Here is a 20,430-nt window from a genome sequence, read left to right as displayed (position 1 = left end):
GGGCGGGGCGGGTCAGCCTTCCTCCCGCCCCAGCCGGACATGCACCTTGGTCTCGCGATTGGGGCCGCGCAGGGCGTCGAACATGGCCGGCAGGTCCAGCAGGTCGATCTCGCTGCTGATCAGCATTTTCGGGTCGGCATGGCCCTTGTCCATTTCGCGCGCGACATGCTCGAAATCGGACAATGTGTAGCCGACCGGGAAGCGCATCGTGACGGCCTTGCGCGCGGCGATGGCGGGAGTGATGGCGTCGGGCGCGGTGCAGAAGCCGAGCGAGATGATCTGGCCGAACTGGCCGACATGGCGGATCGCCCGGCCCAGAAAGTCCGGCAGGCCGACGCATTCGATGACGATGTCGGGCGCGCCGCCCAGATGGTCGGCGACATGCTGTTCCTCGCCCTCGCCAAAGGGCACGAACGCATCGGCGCCCATGGCGAGCGCCATGTCCGCGCGATGGCGCGAGCGGGAGGCAGCGACGATGCGGGCCGCGCCCATGCATCGCGCCCACCAGATCGCGCAGAGCGCCACCGATCCTCCGCCCAGGATCAGCACCCGGCTGCTTGGCCCGATATCCGATTGGCGAAGGCCGTAGCGGGCGACGGCGAGCGGCTCGATCAACGCGCCATCGGCAAGCGACAGGGTGGCGGGGAGGCGGATCGCCACGGCCGCCGGCACGCGCATAAAGTCGGCAAAGCCGCCCATCACGCCGGGCGCGTTGGGACACAGGACCAGATTGCCCCGCGCGCAGGCCTCGCAATGGCCGCAGCAGGTGGAGGGCAGGGCGGTGAGCCGGTCGCCGACCCGCCAGCCCGCGACATTTTTCCCGAGCGCGACGACTTCGCCGGCATATTCATGGCCCGGCACGGTGCCGGCCGGGAACTGGAAGGCATGACCCTCCGTCATGTGCAGGTCGGTGCCGCATATGCCGCAGCGATGCACCCGGATCAGCACTTCGTCCGGGCCGGGCACGGGATCGGGCAATTGTTCGACGACCATGGGCTGGCCGGCGCCCGGATAGATGGCCGCCTTCATCGTCTGGCTCCGACCAGGTCGAAGCGATCGACATAGGCGCCGAAACGGGCGCGGATCGCCGCCCCGCTCATGCCGAAATCGGCAAGGTCATAGCGATGGGCGCCATGCTGTCGTTCGGGATCGTCGGCGATGCGCGTCGCCATGGCGGCCCGGACATCGTCGCCCAGATCCAGCCCGGCGAAGCGATAGATGCGTTCGATCACCGCCATCGGCGCGCGGTGCAGGTCCGACTGGATGACGTGCAATATCTGCTGTCCATGCGTCTGTTCCACCATCTGCGCCTTCTGCACGGCGGTCGCCCATTTCTCGGTCTCGCGCGCCAGCATCATCCGTGCCCGCAGGTCGGCCGGCCCTTCGTCCATCAGCGGATGGCTCTTCATCAGCAGCGAGCAGAGCGAGGGCACGGCCCTGGCCGGATCGCGATGGGTGATGATGACGGACGCGTCCGGGAAGACCGCAAACAGCAGGTTGAGATTGGCGATATGGCCGGGGTTCTTGAGCAGCCAGCGTTTGTTCGGCTCGCGACAGCCGACCAACTGCACGACGCGGGCATAATGGTCATAGGCGGCGCGTTCGCTCTGCGCCTGCCACCAGGCATCATAGCCCGCCGCATACCAGCCGCTGTTCCAGAAATTGGAGACGAAACCCTGGCGCAGGATGAAGAGGCATTCGTCCACTTCGGCCGCCGCCATGGCATGGGCGGTGACGACATCGGGCACGGCGGCATAGCGGGAGGCCAGTTGCGCGGCAACGTCGCGAAACAGCGGATGGCCTTCCCAGCTTGCGCGGGGCGGGCGCGGCTGGGGCGCGGCGTTGAGCCAGGTTTCGAACCCCTGAAACCGGGGATCGACCGCCATCAGCTTGTGCAGCGCGGTGGTGCCGGTGCGCGGGATGCCGGTGATGACGATCGGGCGCAGCACCGCTTGCGCATCGAAGCCGGGATTGTCCTTCATCGACCCGATGGCATGGGCGCGGGCCGCCAGCGCGGCGACGATGCTGCCCCAGGCGATGCGGCGGCCCCGTTCGGTGAAGCGCGGATCACGGTCCATCGACAGCAGCAGGATGCGCAGCCCTTCGCGATAGCCGGCCTCGCCAAAATCGTCGCTGCCGGCCTGCGCGATGGCGAGGTCATGGGCCTGGTCGGCCGCATCGCGGAACCGCGGCGGCGGCGCGAAGCGCTCGTTCATGACTACCATCGGCGGCGCCTCTGGCAGGCGCGGACCCGCTGGCGCAGTTCCTCGGCCCGTTCCTCGGCGGTGACGACCGGGGTGTCGGCGGGCAGATGGTCGCGCAGTTCGTGCAGCTTCACCCGCTTGATGACCGGCGTCGGCGCGCTGTCGCAATCGAACCAGCGGCCATAGATGCCGCCTTCGCTATAGCCCGCCGGGTCGAGCCAGTTGGGCACGCCGGGGTCTTCGAGCGCGATCACGGCCCGGAACCGCCCGTCGCTGCTGATCCGGGCGCTGTGGCCGTTCAGGCTGGAGAGGCGATAGACATATTCGAGCGCGCTGAAGAGCGGGTCGTTGAGCTGGATGTTCCAATAGGGGCGATGGGCCGGCAGATCGGTCTCGATGATCAGGGCCTCGTCCGCATCGAACTGGAAGACGGCGGGCCAGTAGACCTGCTTGGCGAGCGCGCCCTTCATCCGCGTGGGTTCGAACCGGTTGAAGCCGACACGGTCCTTCACGCCATTTTGCAGCCGGTAATAGCTGCGCGTCTTGCGCGCCGGGAATTTCGCCATCTCGACGATGCGCGCGTCGATCTCGTCCGGCGTCAGGCGTGGCTTGGGGCCGACCGGATCGAGGCATTCGATCGCAATCACCGGATCGACTTCATTGGCCCAGTCATAGCTGCGGAAACGGACCATCATGCCGGTCGCTTCGGGATCGATCGGCGCCCAGTTGCCGGTCCAGCCGGCGGGGCGCCGGGCGCTGAAGATCAGTTCGAAATTGCCGGCGGCGTCGACGTGGATATCGGCATCGTCAATCTCGTTATGGCCGCCGATCTGGCTGATGTCGTCGACCATGCCGGACATGAAGCGCTGGGTGGTGAAGGACAAGATCCGGCAGGTGCCCCGGCTGCCGCTGACCCGATACTGGCGATCGCCCCGGATCGGGCTGTAGAGATAGATGTCGTCCGGGTTGGGCTGCAGGGTGAAGACCGGGTTCCACAGCGGCGCCCAGTCGGGATGATCGGCATCGGCGTGGAAATAGGCGAAATAACTGTAGGACAGGCTCATCATCGCCTGGCGCCGGACATCGGCCTGATAGGCGGGATCGTCGGGCCGCCAGCAATTGGCCAGTTCCGCCATCGCGCCTTCCAGATCGGCCAGATAGGGCAGGATATCAGCAGGGGGCATGAGGCCCCGCTTTCCGCCGGTTCGCCGGGCTGGATGCCCGTGCCGGCCATGCGCGCACTATCGTCATTCGCCTCTCCCACGACCCATTGAGCGGGTTCGATTTATAGATAGTATATACTATCTAGTGGAATGGCAAGCAGGCAAAATCACGGCGCCCGACCGGGGATCGAGCGCCGTGAGATAAGGGGAAAGACAGCGTGACCGGGGGCCTATTTGGCCGAGCGATATTCCAGCGCCGGCCCCTTGTCGCCGAGCAGCGAGCGATAGACGAAATCCTTGCCGCGACGGCGATCCAGTTCGGCCTTGGCCTCCGCCAGCGTATCCGGGCTCTGGAACAGTTGCGCGGCGGTCAGCGCCATCGCCTTGGCGGCGACGACCGCGCCCTTGGTGCCGACGCTGGTGCCGCTGGCGGCGACCGCCTGCCAGCTGTGTGGCGGGGTGCCCGGCGCCCAGGTGGCCGCGACCATGCCGACCGTCGGCGTCGTGTAGCTGACATCGCCGACATCGGTGGAGGCGGGGGTCAGGCCGCCGCTGCTATAGGCTTCGACGCTGCCGTCGCCCATGCGCGTGCCCTTGGGGAAACTCGACTGGATCTGGGTGATGAAGGCCTGTTCCTGCGCATTGTAGCTGGGCAGGGTCACCTGTTTCAGATTGTCATACATCACATGGCCCAGCGTGTCGTTGGGCAGCAGGTCGAAGGTGCCGCCGACCTGGTTGAACTCGACCGTGGTGCCAGTGCCCATGGCCGCGCCCTCGGCCGCCTTCTTCACCCGGTCCATGATGTCGGCGACCACCTGCTGATTGGGGTGGCGGACATAATAATAGACCTCGGCCGTGTCGGGCACGACATTGGGCGCCTTGCCACCATCGGTGATGACATAATGGATGCGGGTTTCCTGCGGCACATGTTCGCGCATCATGTTGACCATCGCATCCATCGCCTCGACCCCGTCGAGCGCGGAGCGGCCGCGTTCGGGCGCGGCGGCGGCGTGGGCGGCGGTGCCATGGAAGCGGAACTTGCCGCTGATATTGGCGAGCGCGGTGTTCTGCGATGCGCTGTTGCTGTCGGCGGCATGCCAGTGGATCATCGCTGACACATCCTTGGTGAGGCCGGCGCGGACGATGAACACCTTGCCCGATCCGCCTTCCTCCGCCGGCGTGCCATAGAGGCGCAGCTCGCCCTTGATCTTGTGCGCGACCATCCAGTCCTTGGTGGCGATCGCGGCCGCGACCGAGGCGGCGCCGAACAGATTATGGCCGCAGCCATGACCGGCTATGCCCTCGATCGGCTTGCGTACCGGCTCGGCGGCCTGGGGCAGGCCGGGCAGCGCGTCATATTCGGCGAGCAGGCCGATGACCGGGCCGTCGCCGGTCCTGAAGCGGGCGACGAAGGCGGTCGGCATGCCCGCGATCCCGGCCTCGACCGTGAAGCCGGCGGCCTTCAGCTGCTGCTGCAACAGGGCCGAACTCTTCGTCTCCTGAAAGCCGATTTCGGCATAGTTCCAGATTTGCAGCGCGTTCTTCGCCAGCGTGTCCGCGCCGCGATCGACATCCGCCATGATCGCCATCCGGTCGCCATCGGCCAGCGGCCCGGCCAGGGCCGGCGCCGATGCACCGAGCGCGAGGAGGGCAAGGAAGGAGCGGGCGAAGCGTGACATGGATGGATCCCCTGGCTGCATGAAGCGGGGCGGACAGCACCATCCCCCACTGGTGAAACGGCTTATCGATCAGGGACATGGATACCGCCATCACAAAAGTGAAATTTTTGATGGGGGAAATTTTCGGGCCTGCGTCTCCGACAATGAGAGGGTTTCCGGCCAAACACCCGGACGAGGGGAAAGCCACAGAAATCAGAGCCCATCCGAAGGGATCGGATGGCGGGAGCCAGGGGAAGACATATGGGACTGTATCGGAACAAGGGGGCCTGTGCGGCGAGCCTGATCGCCATGGGGTGGGCCATGACCGCAGGCAGCGCATTCGCGCAGGACGCGGCGCCGGCGGCGGATGGCGCGGACGGCATCGTCGTCGTCGGATCGCAGATCAAGGGCGCCAAGATCAACGAGGCGCTGCCGGTCACGGTCATATCGACCGACGAGATCAAGAGCGCGGCCGCCGTATCGGGCGACGAACTGTTCCGTTCGATCCCGCAATTTGGCGACGTCCAGTTCAACAGCCAGTATCTGCCCGGCAGCTCCAACGGCGCGCGTGGCGACATCGGTTCGCTCGACCTGCGCAGCCTGGGCATCGGCAACACGCTGGTGCTGCTGAACGGCCGCCGCGTCGTCGCCCACCCGACCAGCCAGGCGAACGACCAATTGGTGCCGGTGCTGAGCTACAACACCAATGCTATCCCCGTGAACGGCCTGGAGCGGCTGGAAGTGCTGCGCGACGGCGCGGCCGCCATTTACGGCGCGGACGCGGTGGCGGGCGTGGTCAATACCGTGCTCAAGACCAACTATCAGGGCGCGGAACTGTCGCTGCAATATGGCGGCGCGGAAGGCACCGGCCTGCGCGAGTTCAACGGCAATGGCGTGATCGGCACCAACTTTGCCGAAAATCGCGGCAACATCACCCTGTTCGGCAGCTATGACCATGGCACCGGCCTGGATTCGACCGAGCAATATTATACCGAATCCTCCGACAAGCGCGGCCTGTTCGAGGGGACGGCATTCGAAGGCTCGACCTCGCTCGACGGCCGGTCGACCACCACGCCCTTCGCCAACCTGCGCACCTATGGCAATGTGCCGGTGACGATCAACGGCACGTCGCTGACCAACGCATCGGGCCAGTTCCATTTGCAGCCGACCAGCAGCACCGGCTGCGTTGCGTCGATCGGCAATGATCGCTGTATCCAGAATGGTGCGATGGCGACGGCGGGCGCGGACCGTGACCTGCGCTATGACTCGCTGGCGCAGGGCACGTCGATCATGCCGCGCCTCAACCGCCTCAACCTGTTCATGACCGGCCATTATGACATCAGCGACGATGTCACCTTCTTCGCCGAGGGTGGCTTCTATCGCAGCAAGACCAAGGCGCAGCAGAGCCCGGTCGCGACGCTGAGTTCGATCCCGATCTATGTGCCGGCAAGCAACTATTGGAACCCGCTGGGCCAGGCCGTGTTCGCCAACGGCACCGCCAATCCCAATCGCCTGGCCGGCACCAACGCGCCGACCGCCGGCCTGCCGCTGACCATCAACAATTATCTGTTCGAGGACTTCGGTCCGATGAACGTGACCGTGACCAACCAGCAATATCGCCTGCTGGCCGGCCTGCGTGGCGAGTTCAAGGGCTTCAACTGGGAAAGCGCGGTCAGCTATTCCGAAGCCTGGGCCCGCGACGTCAGCGACAATATCAGCCGCACCAAGTTGCAGGAATATCTGTCGCTCTCGACGCCCGACGCCTACAACATCTTCGGTACGTCGGTGAACAGCCAGTCGACCATCGACGCGATGCGCGAGGAACTGGTCCGCTATACCAAGTCGACGCTGGCGACCTATGACTTCCGCATCTCCAAGGGCGACCTGTTCACCCTGCCGGGGGGCAATGTCGGCTTTGCCGCCGGCATCGAGGCGCGGCGCGAGACCCAGCTCGACGATCGTGATCCGCGCATCGACGGCACCATCACCTATACCGATCCGCTGACCGGCGCGGTTGCGGGCGACTTCGTCAACTCCGCGCTCAACAACGACACTAGCGGCCATCGCGAAGTGTTCGGCGCCTATGCCGAATTTGCCGTGCCGCTGGTCTCGCCGGAAATGGACATCCCGCTGGTCCGCAGCCTGGATCTCCAGCTGGCCGGTCGCTACGAACATTATAGCGATTTCGGCGATGTCGCCGTGCCCAAGATCGCCGGCGCCTGGGAAGTGGTGCGCGGCATCCGCTTCCGCGGTTCCTGGGCCAAGTCGTTCCGTGCCCCGAACCTGGAGCAGACCAACGCGACGGTCGTGACGCGCGCGAACAGCCGCACCGACTATATCATGTGCGAGGCGGACGTCCGCGCCGGCCGCATCACCGACTTCTCGCAATGTTCGCGAGCGCAGACCACCTCGGCCCGGCGCTCGGGTAACCCCGATCTCGATCCCGAACGGGCAAAGACCCTGTCCTTCGGCGTCGTGCTGGAGCCGCCGCTGCCCGACGGCATGGGCCATCTGACCTTCACCACCGACTGGTGGCGGGTGCGCCAGACCGGCCTGGTCGGCATCTTCGGCGAAGGCAATGCGCTGATCCTCGACTATCTGCTGCGCAAGCAGGGTTCGAGCAATCCGAACGTGATCCGCGCCGCGGCGACCGCTTCGGATGTCGAAGCCTTTGCCGGCACCGGCCTGACCCCGGCGGGCGAGGTTCTCTACGTCCTCGACCAATATACCAATTTGCAGCCGCAGACGGTGAAGGGCCTGGACTTCAACCTGACCTATCGCACGCCCGAAACCAGCATCGGCAGCTTCAACTTCGCGGTCAATGCGTCGCACTTCCTGAAATATTATCAGGAACCCTCGCCGGGCATCGCCGAACTGCTGGCGGCGCAGGATGCGGGCGACATCGATGCCGCCGTCAACATCTCGGGCGGCCGCAGCCTGTTGCAGCTCGATCGCAAGCCCAAATGGCGCGGTTCGGCCTCGCTCACCTGGTCGCTCAACAATGTGACGGTCGGCGCCTTCGCCCAATATACCGGCAAGGTCTATGACACCGGCCTGATCGATGCCGATGGCGATTACTGGACGGTCAAGGCGACCACCACGGCGAACCTCTATGGCCAGTATCGCTTCACCGAGGGATCGCTGAGCGGCACCAGCATGCGCATCGGCGTGCGCAACCTGTTCGACAAGGCACCGCCGCTGTCGTCCAGTGGCTATCAGGGCCAGCTTTATTCGCCGCTGCGTCGCTATTGGTACTTGAACGTCAGCCACAAATTCTGATGCCTCCTGGGGCACCGGCCATCGCGCCGGTGCCCATTTTTTCCTTTCGGGACATGTTATTGATGAAATCGCTGCGCGCGCTGCCGCTTGTCGCCCTGATGATCCTGAGCGTGCCGGCCGGCACCGCGCTGGCCCAGCCCGCGCCGGTAGCTGCAAGTCCGGCCCCGGCCAGCCTGTTCACGCTGGCGGGCGGGCAGAAGATCGTCCTGCCCAGGGCGGGCGCCAATGGCGTCATCGCCCGCTATCTCTACACCCCCTCGATCGCCGGGGGACTTGGCGCCGCCGAGATCGGCCTGGATCGGGCGCGGCTGGGCGAGACGCAGGTGCTGCTGTTCCGCAAGGTCGGCAACAAGGTGCTGGCCGAGTTCGAAAATTACCGCTTCCGCGCGCTCAATGGCGACGCTGGCGAAGAACAGGCGGTCGCGCGTTCCTTCTCCAATTCGCCGATCTGGTCGGGCGACATTGTCAGCGAAGATGACAAGGGGATCATACTCGACCTGTCCGGCCTGCTGATGCGCGACGCCTTCGACGTCGCCGGGCGGCTGAAAGCGACCAAGGCCGGCAATTTCAAGATTGCGCCGGCGCTGTCCTATGTCGATCCGGCGCAGAGCCTGGCCTTCCCGGACAATGTCGAGTTCGAGGCGGCGCTGACCTTCACCAGCGACGAGCCGGGTCGCAGCATCGAACGGGTGCTGCCCGACGCGCGCGGCCTGACGGTGCGGGTGCATCACAGCTTCATCCGCCTGCCCGACGACAAGTTCCACACGCGTGACCATGATCCGCGCACCGGCACGTCGGTGCAGGTGATCCGCAACAATTATGCCGCCGCGCTGGACGAGCCGATCGTCACCCGGCTGGTGCGCCGGTTCCGGCTGGAGAAGACCGATCCCGGCGCAGACCGCTCGCCGGTCAAGAAGCCGATCATCTTCTATGTCGATCGCGCTGCGCCGCAGGCGATCCGCGATGCACTGAAGGAAGGTGCCCAATGGTGGGCGCAGGCGTTCGACGCCGCCGGCTTCGCCGATGCCTTCCGGGTCGAGGAACTGCCGGTCGGCGCCAATCCGATGGATGCGCGCTACAATGTCATTGCCTGGGTTCATCGCGAGACGCGCGGCTGGTCGACCGGCACCACCATCGTCGATCCGCGCACTGGCGAGATCGTGCGCGGCGTGGTGCAGCTGGGATCGCTGCGCGCCTGGCAGGACAAGCTGATCTTCGAAGGGCTGGCCGGCGCATCCAGGGAAGGCACCGGCGCCAGCGACGACCCGATCATGCTGGTCAAGGCGCGGCTGCGCCAGTTGGCCGTGCATGAGGTCGGCCATGCGCTGGGTCTGTCGCATAATTTCGCCGGTTCGACCTTCGAGAACCGGGCGTCGGTGATGGACTATCCCGCGCCGCGCATCGCCGTGCGGGACGGTGCGCTCGACTTTTCCGACGCCTATGCCACCGGCGTCGGCGCCTGGGACAAGTTCGCGATCGACTGGCTCTATCGCCAGTTCCCGGCCGGCACCGACGAGAAGGGCGCACTCGACGCCATGACCCGCGCGGTCCAGACCAAGGGCTATCGCTTTGTCGCCGATGGTGACACACGCGGCGATGGCGATGCCCAGCCCTGGGGCAATATGTGGGATGACGGCACCGACGCGGCGGCGCAACTGACGCATATCATGGATGTGCGCCGGATCGCGCTCGATCGCTTCGGCCTCGACAATCTGGCAGCCGGGGCGGCGGCCGCCGATCTGCGCCGGATGATCGTGCCGATCTATCTGTTCCATCGCTATCAGGTGACGGCCGCGTCGAAGCTGATCGGCGGGGTGGATTACAGCTATGCGGTGAAGGGCGACGGGCATGAGCAGGCGCTGCCGGTCGACGCCGCGCAGCAGCGGGCGGCGCTGCGCGCCCTGCTCGCGACGCTCGATCCCGCCGCGCTCGATCTGCCCGATCGCCTGTCACCTTTGCTGTCATCGATCCAGTCGGGCATGAGCGACCGCCAGACCGACATAGAACTGCTGCCCGGCCGCACCGCCGCCGCCTTCGACTGGGCGCGCGCGGCCGAGGTCGCGGCCGACGGCAGCTTCATCGCCCTGCTGGCGCCCGAGCGGCTCAACCGGCTGGTGGCGCAGCATGCCGCCGATGCCGGCCAGTTGTCGCTCGACGAATATCTGGGTGCGATCGACGATCGGGTGAGCGCTCCGGCATCGGCCGGGCGCCAGTCGGAAATCGCGCGGCAGGTTCGTGCCCGCTATGTCCTGCGCCTCATCAGCCTGGCCGACGACAAGCAATTGTCGTCGACCGCGATCGCCATCGTGCGGGCACATATGGACAGTCTGGCCGGGCGCCTCGGCAAACGCGGGGCCGCCGCTGACGCCGCGCATAACCGCTATCTCGCCACCATGCTGACCGCGTCGCCAGACGAGCGCGCCAAGCTGGCCGAGCCGATCGCGCCGCCGCCGCCGATCCCGCCGGGCGCGCCGATCGGCAGCGATGCCGAATGCTGGTTCTGCATGCCGGCAGTGCCGGCGACCGAAGAATAATCCTTGTCTTTGAGGGGGAAGTCCCATGCGTAAATCTGTTGTCACTGCCCTGCTGGCCTCGGCCATCACCTTGCCGATCGCGCTGTATTCCGCCGCTTCCGTTTCGGCCCCGGCCGATGGCGGCACGGTCGCCATCGTCGGCGCGACCATTTTCGACGGCACCGGCGCGGCGCCCGCGCCCGGCACCGTGCTGATCCAGGATGGCCGCATCACCGCCGTCGGCGCCGATGTGAAGGTGCCGCGCGGCGCCAGGGTCATCAACGCCAAGGGCAAGGCGCTGCTGCCCGGCTTCTTCGACGTCCATACCCACTGGACCGCCGGCGGCAGCCCCGGCACTTTTCCGCAGATCGCCAATGCCTATGTCGCGGCCGGCGTGACCACGGTGAATGATTTCAATGAAGCGCCCGAGGCGTTCGCGCCGCTGCGCGCCTGGCTGGGCCAGTTGAACGCCCCCCATGTCCGCTTCGCCGCGCGCATCAGCACGCCCGGCGGCCATGGCGCCGACTGGGCCGACCAGGCAACCACCATCTGGGTCAACACCCCCGCCGCCGGCAAGGCCGCGATCGAAAGCCTGGTGCCCTATCAGCCGGATCTGGTGAAGATCTTCTCCGACGGCTGGCGCTATGGCGTGTCGCCCGACAATACCAGCATGGACGAATGGACGCTGAAGGCCACGGTCGAGGCGGCGCATGTCCAGAACTGGCCGATCCTGACCCACACCGTCACCGTCGATCGCGGCCTGGTTGCGGCGCGGGCGGGCGTGGATTCGCTGGCCCATGGGCTGCAGGATCGGCCGATCACCGCCGAGGAAGTCGCCGCGATCAAGCAGAGCGGCATGGCGATGGCGCCGACGCTGGCGGTCTATGATCCCTATAAGCGCGGCGACGTGAAGGCCGACGATCCGCGCCTGAAGCAGACCTTCCGCAAGTTCGGGTATGCACTGGGCAATGTGAAGGCACTGTTCGATGCCGGCGTGCCGATCGCGCTGGGCACCGATGCGGGCATGCCGGGCACGCCGCATGGTCCGTCGACCCTGCACGAGATGGAATTGCTGGTGCAGGCCGGCCTGACGCCGAGCCAGGCGCTGGTCGCCGGCACCCAGACCAGCGCGAAGATCATGCGCATCGATGCCGATCGCGGCACCATCACGGTCGGCAAACGCGCCGACATCGTGCTGATCGACGGCACGCCCTGGACCGATATCAAGGATGTCTACAAGGTCTCGCAGGTGCTGATCGACGGCAAGCTGGCCTTTGGCGCCGGCGCCCCGGCGCTGCCCGCCGCCAACAAGACCGACCGTCTGCCCTCGATCAGCGTGCCCGCGCTGATCGACGATTTCGAGCGCGACGATCGCCGCTCGTCGATCGACACGCTGCGCGTCGATACGCCCGATGGCGGCATCGACCGGTCGGTCGAGATCACCCAGACGGTGCCGCGCGACGAGGGCGGCAAGGCGCTGTCGCTGTCGGCGCGCATGGCGGTCAAGGAAGCGGCCTATGCCGGCTTTGCCATTCCGCTCAGCCGCGGGTCGATCACTCCGGCGAAGATCAGCGGCTATAAGGGCCTGCGCTTCGAGCTGAAGGGCGACGGCGCCTACACCGTTCGCCTGAACGGCCTGGACGGCGTCTGGGAGGCGCAGGTGCAGGGCGGCGCCGGCTGGGCTGCGGTCGAGGTGCCGTTCAGCCAGTTCAAGCCGGTCGAGCGGCGCGGCAAGACTGGCCCGGCCTTTACCGGTGACGGCATCACCCAGGTCGAGTTCGGCGGATCGCGCGGCCCGGGCAAGCGCATGTGGTTGCAGATCGACAATGTCCGCTTCTACTAAGGGCTGACGGCCTGCTTGAAGGGGCGCGATCTGGAGCCTGATCGCCTGAGGTGGCAGCGCTACGCGCTTCCACCGATGGCGTGAATCAGGCTCCATTTTTTGAGGATGGACCTTGATTCACGCTTCAGGCCATTCGGCCTGAAACGATCAAGGTCCGCATCGTGCCCCTTTCCCTTTCTGCCCGCTTACGACCAGATATCTGGAGAGATTGCATGAAACCCCATTGGCTTTTCCTGTCGGGCGCGCTGCTGTTGCAGGCCGTTCCCGCCGCTGCCCAGACCGGCACGCCAACCCCGCCCGAGCGCTTTTTCAAGCAGCCGCCGGGGACCGACTATTATCTCGCCAATTACAGCGAATATGAGGCCTATCTCCAGAAGCTGGCGGGCGAAAGCGACCGGATGAAGCTGGTCGACATCGGCAAGAGCGCGGAAGGGCGCAGCCAGTGGATGGCGATCGTCTCCTCGCCGGCCAATCTGGCGAAACTGGACGAGTATCGCGCCATCGCCGAGAAGCTGACCCGCGCCCATGGCGTGGACGAGGCGCAGGCGCGCACGCTGGCGGCACAGGGCAAGGCGGTGGTCTGGATCGACGCGGGCATGCACGCGACCGAGACGGTGACGTCGCAGGGGCAGATCCAGGTGCTTTACCGGATGCTGACCCAGTCGGACCCGGAAACGATGCGCATGCTGGACGACTGCATCATCCTGTTCGCGCATGACAATCCCGACGGCATGGAACTGGTCGCCAACTGGTATATGCGCTCGGCCGATCCCAAGAAGCGCGAGATGGCGACGCTGCCGCGCCTCTACCAGAAATATATCGGCCACGATAATAACCGCGACAGCTTCATGGCGGCGATGCCCGAGACCGAGAATGTCAATCGGGTGCTGTTCCGCCAATGGTATCCGCAGATCGTCTATAACCAGCACCAGACCGGGCCGGAGGGCATGGTGGTGTTCGTGCCGCCGTTTCGCGATCCGTTCAATTTCAACTATGACCCGATCGTCATGGCGCAACTCAACGAAGTCGGCTTCGCCATGCATTCGCGCCTGATTTCCGAAGGCAAGGCCGGGTCGGGCACGCGCAGCGCGGCGCCCTATTCGACCTGGCACAATGGCATGGAACGATCGGTCGCCTATTTCCACAACAGCATCGGCCTGCTGACCGAGATCATCGGCGGGCCGACCCCGGCGAAGATCCCGCTGGTGCCGTCGACCCAGTTGCCGCGTGGCGACGAGATGATGCCGATCGGACCGCGCGACTGGCATTTGCAGGATTCGCTCGACTATCAGTGGACGCTGGACCGCGCCGTCATCGACTATGCCTCGCGCAATCGCGAGCGGCTGCTGTTCAACATCTGGAAGATGGGCGCCAACAGCATCGAGAAGGGCAGCAAGGACAGCTGGACCATCACCCCGTCCAAGGTCGACCGGCTGGCCAATGCCAAGGCGCTCGACGAAGGGCGTGGCCCCAAGAAGGTCGATCCGGCCCTCTACAAGACGATGCTTCAGGCCCCGGCCGAGCGTGATCCGCGCGCCTATATCCTTCCCGCCGACCAGCGCGACATGCCGACCGCGATCGCCTTCCTCAACGCGCTCATCAAGAATGGCGTCGAGGTGGAGCGCGCCGACGCGCCGTTCCAGGCGGGCGGAAAAAGCTATGCCGCCGGCTCCTATATCGTGCGCACCGACCAGGCCTATCGCCCGCATGTGATCGACATGTTCGAGCCGCAGGACCATCCGCACGATACGGATTTTCCCGGTGGTCCGCCCAAGGCGCCCTATGATATTACCGGCTATACGCTGGCCTATCAGATGGGGATCGGCTTCGACCGGCTGCTCGACGGACTGGACCAGCATTTCACCCCGGTGCCCGACCTGCTGGCGCCGCCGCCCGGCCGGATCGTCGGCCAGGGCAAGGCGGGCTGGATCGTCGGCCATGAAAGCAACAACAGCTTCATCCTGACCAACCGTCTGTTGAAGGCCGGCGTGCGTCCGGCCTGGCTGAAGCAGGCGGTGAGCGCCGATGGCGAGGCGATGCAGGCGGGCGCGATCTGGATCCCGGCATCGGCCGGCGCGCAGAAGATCGTCGGCGACGCGGTGACGCAGCTGGGCCTGACCGCCCATGCGCTCGACGCCGCGCCGCAGGGCGAGCGCATTGCGCTCAAGCCGCTGCGCATCGGCCTGGTCGATCGCTATGGCGGCAATATCCCGACCGGCTGGACCCGCTTCCTGCTGGAGAAGTTCGAATTCCCGTTCGCGCCGGTCTATGCCAAGCGTCTGGACGCGGGCAATCTGGCCAAGGATTATGACGTGCTGCTGTTCGCCGATGGCGCCTTGCCGCCGAGCGGCGCCTGGGGAACGGCCCGCGCCGGCAAGCAGCCGGACGTCAAGGACATACCGGCCGAGTTCGTGCCGATGCTGGGCGACCTGACCGACGCCAAGACGGTGCCGGCGGTCGCGGACTTTGCCCGCAATGGCGGCGCGGTGGTGGCGATCGGCAATTCGGCCCGCTTCATCGACCTGCTCGGTACGCCGCTCAAACCCGCGCTGGCGCGTGAGGTGGAGGGGGCGATGAAGCCACTCGACACCAAGAGCTTCTTCATCCCCGGATCGATCCTGCGCGCGCGCGTCGATAACCGCCAGCCGCTGGCCTATGGCCTGCCCGACCAGGTGGACATGTTCTTCAACCGCTCGCAGACCTTTGTGACGGCAAATGCCACCCCCTATGGCCAGGTGTCCTGGTTCGAGGGGCGCGATCTGCTGCGCAGCGGCTGGGCCGTGGGACAGGAGAAGCTGGCCGGCACGATCGCCGTCGCCGATGTCGATGTCGGCAAGGGCAAGCTGCTGGTGATGGGGCCGGAAGTGGCGCAGCGCGCCCAATCCTATGGCACGTTCAAATTCCTGTTCAACGCGCTGCTCTATGGCGCGGCTAATCGGAAATAAGGGAAAGGGGCGGGGCGTCGGCAGGCGCCCCGTTTTTTTGGATCAGCCCCGGACGGCGCAGTCGCCCGGGATGATCTGATCGCCGCGGGTCAGGACGATCCGGTCGGCGCTTCGGGCCACATGCACCAGCCCCTGCTGCTCCAGCGCTTCGGCCAGGCCATCGGCATTGTCGATGTCGAACACGCCGCTGATGGCGATATGGGCGGCATCTTCCTTCACCTCCAGCCGGCCCGAGCCATAGCGGTTCATTTCCGCCGCAACGTCGGACAGGCAGCGGCCGGTGAAGACGATGCGGCCATCGCGCCAGGCGCTTTCGCGAGTCACGTCGACCGGATCGACCGAAACGCTCTGGTCCTTCTGCGTCAGGCGCATGCCGGCGGGCAGCAAAGTGGCGCGGCTGCCATTGTGAGTCGCCGCAGCCGTCACGACGCGGACAAGCCCCTCGGTCGTGGTCACCTGTTCCCGGCCCGAGAGGCGCGACACGTCGAAGGCGGTGCCGACCGCCGTGGCCGTCAGCTTGCCGGCCGATACGCTGAAAGGGCGGCTCTTGTCCTTGTGGACGGCGAAATAGGCGCGGCCCGATTCCAGCGCGACCGCCCGCTTGTCGGCGGAGAAGGCGAAGCGGATCGCACTGTCGGCGTCCAGGATCACGCGCGATCCGTCGGGCAGCTGGATATTGCGGCGACGGCCGGCCGGGCTGAACAGGCGCGTGCCGGTCGCCTGCGCCACCTGTTCGCCGGACAGGGCAGGCGGCACGGGATGGTCGGCCGGGCGGCTGGTGAACCAGAGCGTCGCCGGCACCGCCAGCAGCGCGGTCAGCGACGCAGCCAGCAGGGCCGCGCGCCAGGGGCGGCGCCCGCTGGATGGCGCAGCGGCTTCGGTCTGGCGCGCCTGCATCTGGGCCAGCATCGCTGCGATCGCATCATCCTGCTGCGCGGCGCCGGCGCTGTCCCAGCCGCGCTCGACGGCGTCCATGGCCGCGCGATGCGCCGGGGCCGCGTCGCACCAGGCCGTGATCGCCGCCCGCTCGGCAGACGTCGCCGTGCCGGACTGCAACCGCGCCCAATGGGCTGCCGCGATGTCGAAGGGGTCGTCCCCGTCCTGGGTCATGGAGTGACCGCTATCCTATTGTGCCATGCGCCGGGCGATATGCGCGACGGCCTTGGCGACATGTTTCTCGATCGCGCTCACCGAAATGCCCAGCCTTTCCGCAATATCGCCATAGGCCAGCCCTTCGTAGCGCCGCATCAGGAAGATATCGCGGGTCCGTTCCGGCAGCTCTTCCAGCGCGCGGACGACCTGGGCGATCTCTTCCCTTGCCTGTAAGACGCGGTCGGCAGTCCGTTCCTCAGCAGGATGATCCTTTTCCGTCAGTTCGTCATGGCCCTTGGCATGGCGAACCTGATCGCGCCGCGCCTGATCGCGCAGGACGCTCGATGCGGTGCGGAAGATATAGCCATCCAGATTGTCGATGCCATTGGGGGAATCCCGCACATGCATGCGCAGCATCACATCCTGCACCAGATCGTCGACGATATGGCCGTTGGCCACGCGGCGGGCGAAGTAGCGGCGCAGGGCGGGAATATAGGCGGAATAGTCGGTCGCCCTGTTTTCCGCCCCGCCTGATTGCGGCAATGACGATCCTGATAGACGGTTCAATCCCAAAACCCCTTGTCCGCGCTTTCCAACCCCTTGCGAGCCGCACCGGCGGCCTGCATCACCAATGCCGGTCCCAGCTCAGCAGAATCGATCGCGGTCCCGAACTGAACGTTTGACCGACCCCATATCCGTTAGTCACCGCGCGCAAATTCGCGACGCGGTTGAAAATATTGCGGGCGCGCAGCGACAGGCTGCTCCGCTCGCGGCGCCAGCTCAGGCCCGCACCGAACAGCGAGAAGGCCGACGTCTCGACGAAGTCGGGATCGTCGGACGTGAAGGTGGACCAGGAACCGGACTGATATTGCCAGTCGCCCTCGACCGTGAGCTGGCCATGGCCGCCGATCGTCCAGCTGCGCGCCAGGCTGGCCTGCAGGCGGCGGTGGGGCACGAAGGGGATGCTGTCGCCCTTGTCGGCGCCGCCGACCAGCGGCGCGGCGTCGGACACGCGGGTCAGGTCGGCGCGGATCAGGCTGGCCTCCAGCCGGGTGGTCAGGCCCGGCAAGGGGCGGGCGACCAGTTCGAACTCGGTGCCCAGGATCATCGCGTTGCCGACATTGACCAGATAGGCGTGCGAGCGATTTTCCGACAGGGCGCGATACTGAAGGTCGCGCCAATCGTTCATATAGGCGGTCAGCGTCATTTCGCTGTCGCGCCCCAGATGCAGGTTGAAGCCCAGTTCCGCGCCCCACAGGCTGTCGCCATCATAGGTGCGGCGATTAGGCAGCAGCACCGAGGCGGTATTGACCCCGCCCGGCCGGATGCTGCGCGTCAACTGGGTATGCCAGCTGGCCCCCGGCGCGATCGGCAGGTCGATATGGACGCGCGTGCTGAGCCCGCCCGAGCGGTTGACGGTGCGCGGCCAGGAGTCGATCGATCCGCTGAGCAGGTTGGGCACGACCACGTCATTCTGCGACGCGACGCGATAATCATCATAGCGCAGCCCCAGCGAGACGAGCAGGTCATCCTCGCGATAGGAGAGCGTCCCGAACATCGCCGCCTGATCGCGCGTGATCGCCAGCCGGCGCGCGCCGAATATCTCGCCGCTAATATCGGGATCGCCACTGTAGGAGGAAAGTTCGCTGCGTAGCCGCTCGGTCCGATGATCGATCAGCACGCCCGCCACCCAGCCCAGGCCATGGGCATTGTCATGGCCCAGGCGCAGTTCCTGCAGGATGCGGGTCGACACGATCGGGATATGCAGCAGCGATGGCGCGAGGCCGGCGGCATAATCGGCGAACTGCTGGGTCTGGGCCGGATCGCAGGACGCGGTATCGAGCGCGAAGTAACGCTGGCAGGCTTCGGGATCCTGGCCCTGCAGCAAGGTGGCGTTGGTCCGGTCGTAACGTCGGTCGAGCGACCAGCGATAGGCGGCGGTGATGCTGGTCAGGCGAACCGGGCCACCGCCATAGCCGACCTTCAGCCGCCCCATCAGAAAGTCGTGGGTCGTGGGCGCGGCGAAATAGCGATCGGTGCGATAGGGGCCGAGCGACTGGAACCAGGAGCTGGCATCGGCAATGCGGCGATGCTGCCAGGTAAAGAGCGCCGATATGTCGAGATCGGGCTGTGGCACCATCCGCGCGATCAGGCGCAGCCCCGATATGTCGTCGTCATTTACGTTGTGCGTGCCGGTGCGGACATTGTCGATATAGCCGCCCGCGCGGCTGGCATAGGCGGTCGCGCGCAGGGCGACGCGCTCGCCGAGCGGGATATTGAGCGTGGAGGAGGCCGAAAGATCCGGCTCGCCGCCCTGCTGGATGCCGAGGCCCAGGCTGGCGCCGCCGCCCCATTGGCCCAGATGCGGTTCTTCGGGCGCGATCTCGATCTCGCCGGCCAGCGCGCCGACGCCATGCTCGGCGCTGCGGGCGGTGCGTGCGATGCGCACCTGAGCGACGTCCACCAGCGACAGGTCGCTGGTCGTGCGCGCGGCGTCGCTGCCGGTGCCGGACGGACCGGCGATCGGCACGTCGCCGAAATAGACCAGGGTGGTGGATTCGCCGGCCATGCCGACGCCGCGCACGATCAGCGCGCGCTGGCCGGCATTGCCCGGTTCGCTGCTGATGCCGGGGCTGGCCTCGACCAGGGCGGCAATTCCGGCGGCGCTGGGCCGCAGCCGCAGGTCGCCGGCAAAGCTCACCGGATCGGTGCGCCGCTGCGCCGTGACGATCAGCGGGCGGGCAGGGGGCAGGGGGGATTGCGGCCCGTCGGCGGTGATGGCGGTCGTGTCGCGAACAGGGGAGGCCGGTTCGATCAGGATGACATGGTTCGCCGTCTCCCGGAAGGTCAGGCCGCTGCCCTTGAGCAAGCGGCGCAGGGCGCCCGAAAAGGGCATGGCGCCTGACAGCCTGCGCGATGTGGCCGAACCGGCCAGGGCGGATCGGAAGACGATCTGCCGACCGCCCTGCAAGGCAAGCTGCTGGATCGCGGTTTCCAGCTTCTGGCGCGGTATGTCGAAGGCCGGGTTGGCGCTGTTACGAGCGAGCGCCGGCGCGGGCAGGAGAGGGGCGGCGAGGAGCGCCGGCACGACCAGGGGCGCGATCCGGCGCAGCGCATGCCACCCCGGCCGCGCGACACCGGCTCTACTGCACCTTCGCACCACGGACACGCCTTATTCTTCCGACCCGATGTCCAGAACGAGCGACCCCCCACTTTCCATCACGGAATATCCGGTGTCGCGGCGGGCGATTGCGCAAATTGTGCAAAGATCATGGACTGTCCCTCGGGACGCGCCGCCGGCTTTCGACGCTGCTGCCCCGTCAATGTGGAAGGAAGCGCATGACGTCGTCGTCTTTGCGGAAGCGAGGGCGATGAGATCGCTGCCGGCTTGCTATCCGAAAGAGGGAGAGGGGGGAATTAAGTTATTCTGTTCCTTCTACAAGTCAGGCTCGGGAAGCCGGCGGCATGCGATGTGGCCGGGAGAGCGGCAGGGACGGTGCATGCGGATTTGGGGCTGCTGTCGATTTTTTGCGAAAAAGTGGTTGACCGACTCGCCTGACGGGCCTAGATGCCACTCCACCGACGCGGTGAAGACCAACGGTTTTCGCCAGGCACGGTCGCCAACATAGCAGGACAGTATGTCCCCCGATAGAGATAGCGGGGAACGATCACTGTCCGCTTCGATGTTTGGACGGCTCTTTGACATTGTGATTTAGATGAAGGGACATGTGGG

Annotated in this window: 11 protein-coding genes; 4 read left to right on the top strand and 7 right to left on the bottom strand. The window is 66.3% G+C overall.

Annotation, left to right across the window (positions count from 1 at the left end):
* Positions 1-12 precede the first annotated feature (12 nt).
* The 4 genes from GGQ90_RS21355 to GGQ90_RS21340 form a co-directional block, all read right to left on the bottom strand.
* A complete protein-coding gene (locus GGQ90_RS21355; RefSeq protein WP_188083897.1) occupies positions 13-1,029 on the bottom strand; it encodes an alcohol dehydrogenase catalytic domain-containing protein in 1,017 nt (338 codons plus the stop codon).
* Positions 1,026-2,225: a sulfotransferase family protein gene (locus GGQ90_RS21350; protein ID WP_246428365.1), complete on the bottom strand. Its 1,200-nt coding sequence runs from the start codon at positions 2,223-2,225 to the stop codon at positions 1,026-1,028. The genes GGQ90_RS21355 and GGQ90_RS21350 overlap by 4 nt, the downstream gene beginning before the upstream one ends.
* On the bottom strand, positions 2,219-3,388 hold the full coding sequence (locus GGQ90_RS21345; protein WP_188083896.1) for a DUF1214 domain-containing protein: 1,170 nt from the start codon (positions 3,386-3,388) through the stop codon (positions 2,219-2,221). Before GGQ90_RS21345 ends, GGQ90_RS21350 begins: the two co-directional genes overlap by 7 nt.
* 209 nt (positions 3,389-3,597) lie before the next feature.
* Positions 3,598-5,046, bottom strand: coding sequence for an amidohydrolase (locus GGQ90_RS21340; protein WP_188083895.1), 1,449 nt, complete (start codon positions 5,044-5,046; stop codon positions 3,598-3,600).
* 240 nt (positions 5,047-5,286) lie between these two features.
* Here GGQ90_RS21340 and GGQ90_RS21335 point away from each other — a divergent pair, with 240 nt between their 5' ends.
* The 4 genes from GGQ90_RS21335 to GGQ90_RS21320 all read left to right on the top strand — a co-directional run bounded on the left by GGQ90_RS21335 (position 5,287) and on the right by GGQ90_RS21320 (position 15,605).
* Complete coding sequence (locus tag GGQ90_RS21335; RefSeq protein ID WP_188083894.1) at positions 5,287-8,304, top strand: TonB-dependent receptor domain-containing protein; 3,018 nt, start codon at positions 5,287-5,289, stop codon at positions 8,302-8,304.
* A gap of 62 nt (positions 8,305-8,366) precedes the next feature.
* A complete protein-coding gene (locus GGQ90_RS21330; RefSeq protein WP_188083893.1) occupies positions 8,367-10,838 on the top strand; it encodes a zinc-dependent metalloprotease in 2,472 nt (823 codons plus the stop codon).
* Between the two features lie 25 nt (positions 10,839-10,863).
* Entirely contained in the window at positions 10,864-12,660 is a 1,797-nt protein-coding gene (locus tag GGQ90_RS21325; RefSeq protein WP_188083892.1) for a CIA30 family protein, read from the top strand.
* 212 nt (positions 12,661-12,872) lie between these two features.
* Positions 12,873-15,605, top strand: coding sequence for a M14 family metallopeptidase (locus tag GGQ90_RS21320; protein WP_188083891.1), 2,733 nt, complete (start codon positions 12,873-12,875; stop codon positions 15,603-15,605).
* Between the two features lie 42 nt (positions 15,606-15,647).
* Here the strand turns inward: GGQ90_RS21320 and GGQ90_RS21315 are convergent, their stop codons facing one another.
* From GGQ90_RS21315 to GGQ90_RS21305, 3 genes are all read right to left on the bottom strand, one after another.
* Positions 15,648-16,715, bottom strand: coding sequence for a FecR family protein (locus GGQ90_RS21315; protein ID WP_188083890.1), 1,068 nt, complete (start codon positions 16,713-16,715; stop codon positions 15,648-15,650).
* A gap of 15 nt (positions 16,716-16,730) precedes the next feature.
* Positions 16,731-17,240 (bottom strand): RNA polymerase sigma factor, encoded by a 510-nt coding sequence (locus tag GGQ90_RS21310; RefSeq protein ID WP_188083889.1) that lies wholly within the window; start codon positions 17,238-17,240, stop codon positions 16,731-16,733.
* An 82-nt stretch (positions 17,241-17,322) separates the two neighbouring features.
* A complete protein-coding gene (locus GGQ90_RS21305) occupies positions 17,323-19,785 on the bottom strand; it encodes a TonB-dependent receptor (RefSeq protein WP_343053984.1) in 2,463 nt (820 codons plus the stop codon).
* Positions 19,786-20,430 lie beyond the last annotated feature (645 nt).

Source organism: Sphingobium scionense, from assembly GCF_014197035.1.
GTDB classification, from domain to species: Bacteria; Pseudomonadota; Alphaproteobacteria; order Sphingomonadales; family Sphingomonadaceae; genus Sphingobium; species Sphingobium scionense.
This window is presented reverse-complemented; position numbering and strand designations above follow the sequence as displayed.

What these genes read in the sequence shown, in the direction of transcription:
- GGQ90_RS21355 (WP_188083897.1), bottom strand. Translation starts at nt 1,029, where the DNA reads ATGAAGGCGGCCATCTATCCGGGCGCCGGCCAGCCCATGGTCGTCGAA.
- GGQ90_RS21350 (WP_246428365.1), bottom strand. Translation starts at nt 2,225, where the DNA reads ATGGTAGTCATGAACGAGCGCTTCGCGCCGCCGCCGCGGTTCCGCGAT.
- GGQ90_RS21345 (WP_188083896.1), bottom strand. Translation starts at nt 3,388, where the DNA reads ATGCCCCCTGCTGATATCCTGCCCTATCTGGCCGATCTGGAAGGCGCG.
- GGQ90_RS21340 (WP_188083895.1), bottom strand. Translation starts at nt 5,046, where the DNA reads ATGTCACGCTTCGCCCGCTCCTTCCTTGCCCTCCTCGCGCTCGGTGCA.
- GGQ90_RS21335 (WP_188083894.1), top strand. Translation starts at nt 5,287, where the DNA reads ATGGGACTGTATCGGAACAAGGGGGCCTGTGCGGCGAGCCTGATCGCC.
- GGQ90_RS21330 (WP_188083893.1), top strand. Translation starts at nt 8,367, where the DNA reads ATGAAATCGCTGCGCGCGCTGCCGCTTGTCGCCCTGATGATCCTGAGC.
- GGQ90_RS21325 (WP_188083892.1), top strand. Translation starts at nt 10,864, where the DNA reads ATGCGTAAATCTGTTGTCACTGCCCTGCTGGCCTCGGCCATCACCTTG.
- GGQ90_RS21320 (WP_188083891.1), top strand. Translation starts at nt 12,873, where the DNA reads ATGAAACCCCATTGGCTTTTCCTGTCGGGCGCGCTGCTGTTGCAGGCC.
- GGQ90_RS21315 (WP_188083890.1), bottom strand. Translation starts at nt 16,715, where the DNA reads ATGACCCAGGACGGGGACGACCCCTTCGACATCGCGGCAGCCCATTGG.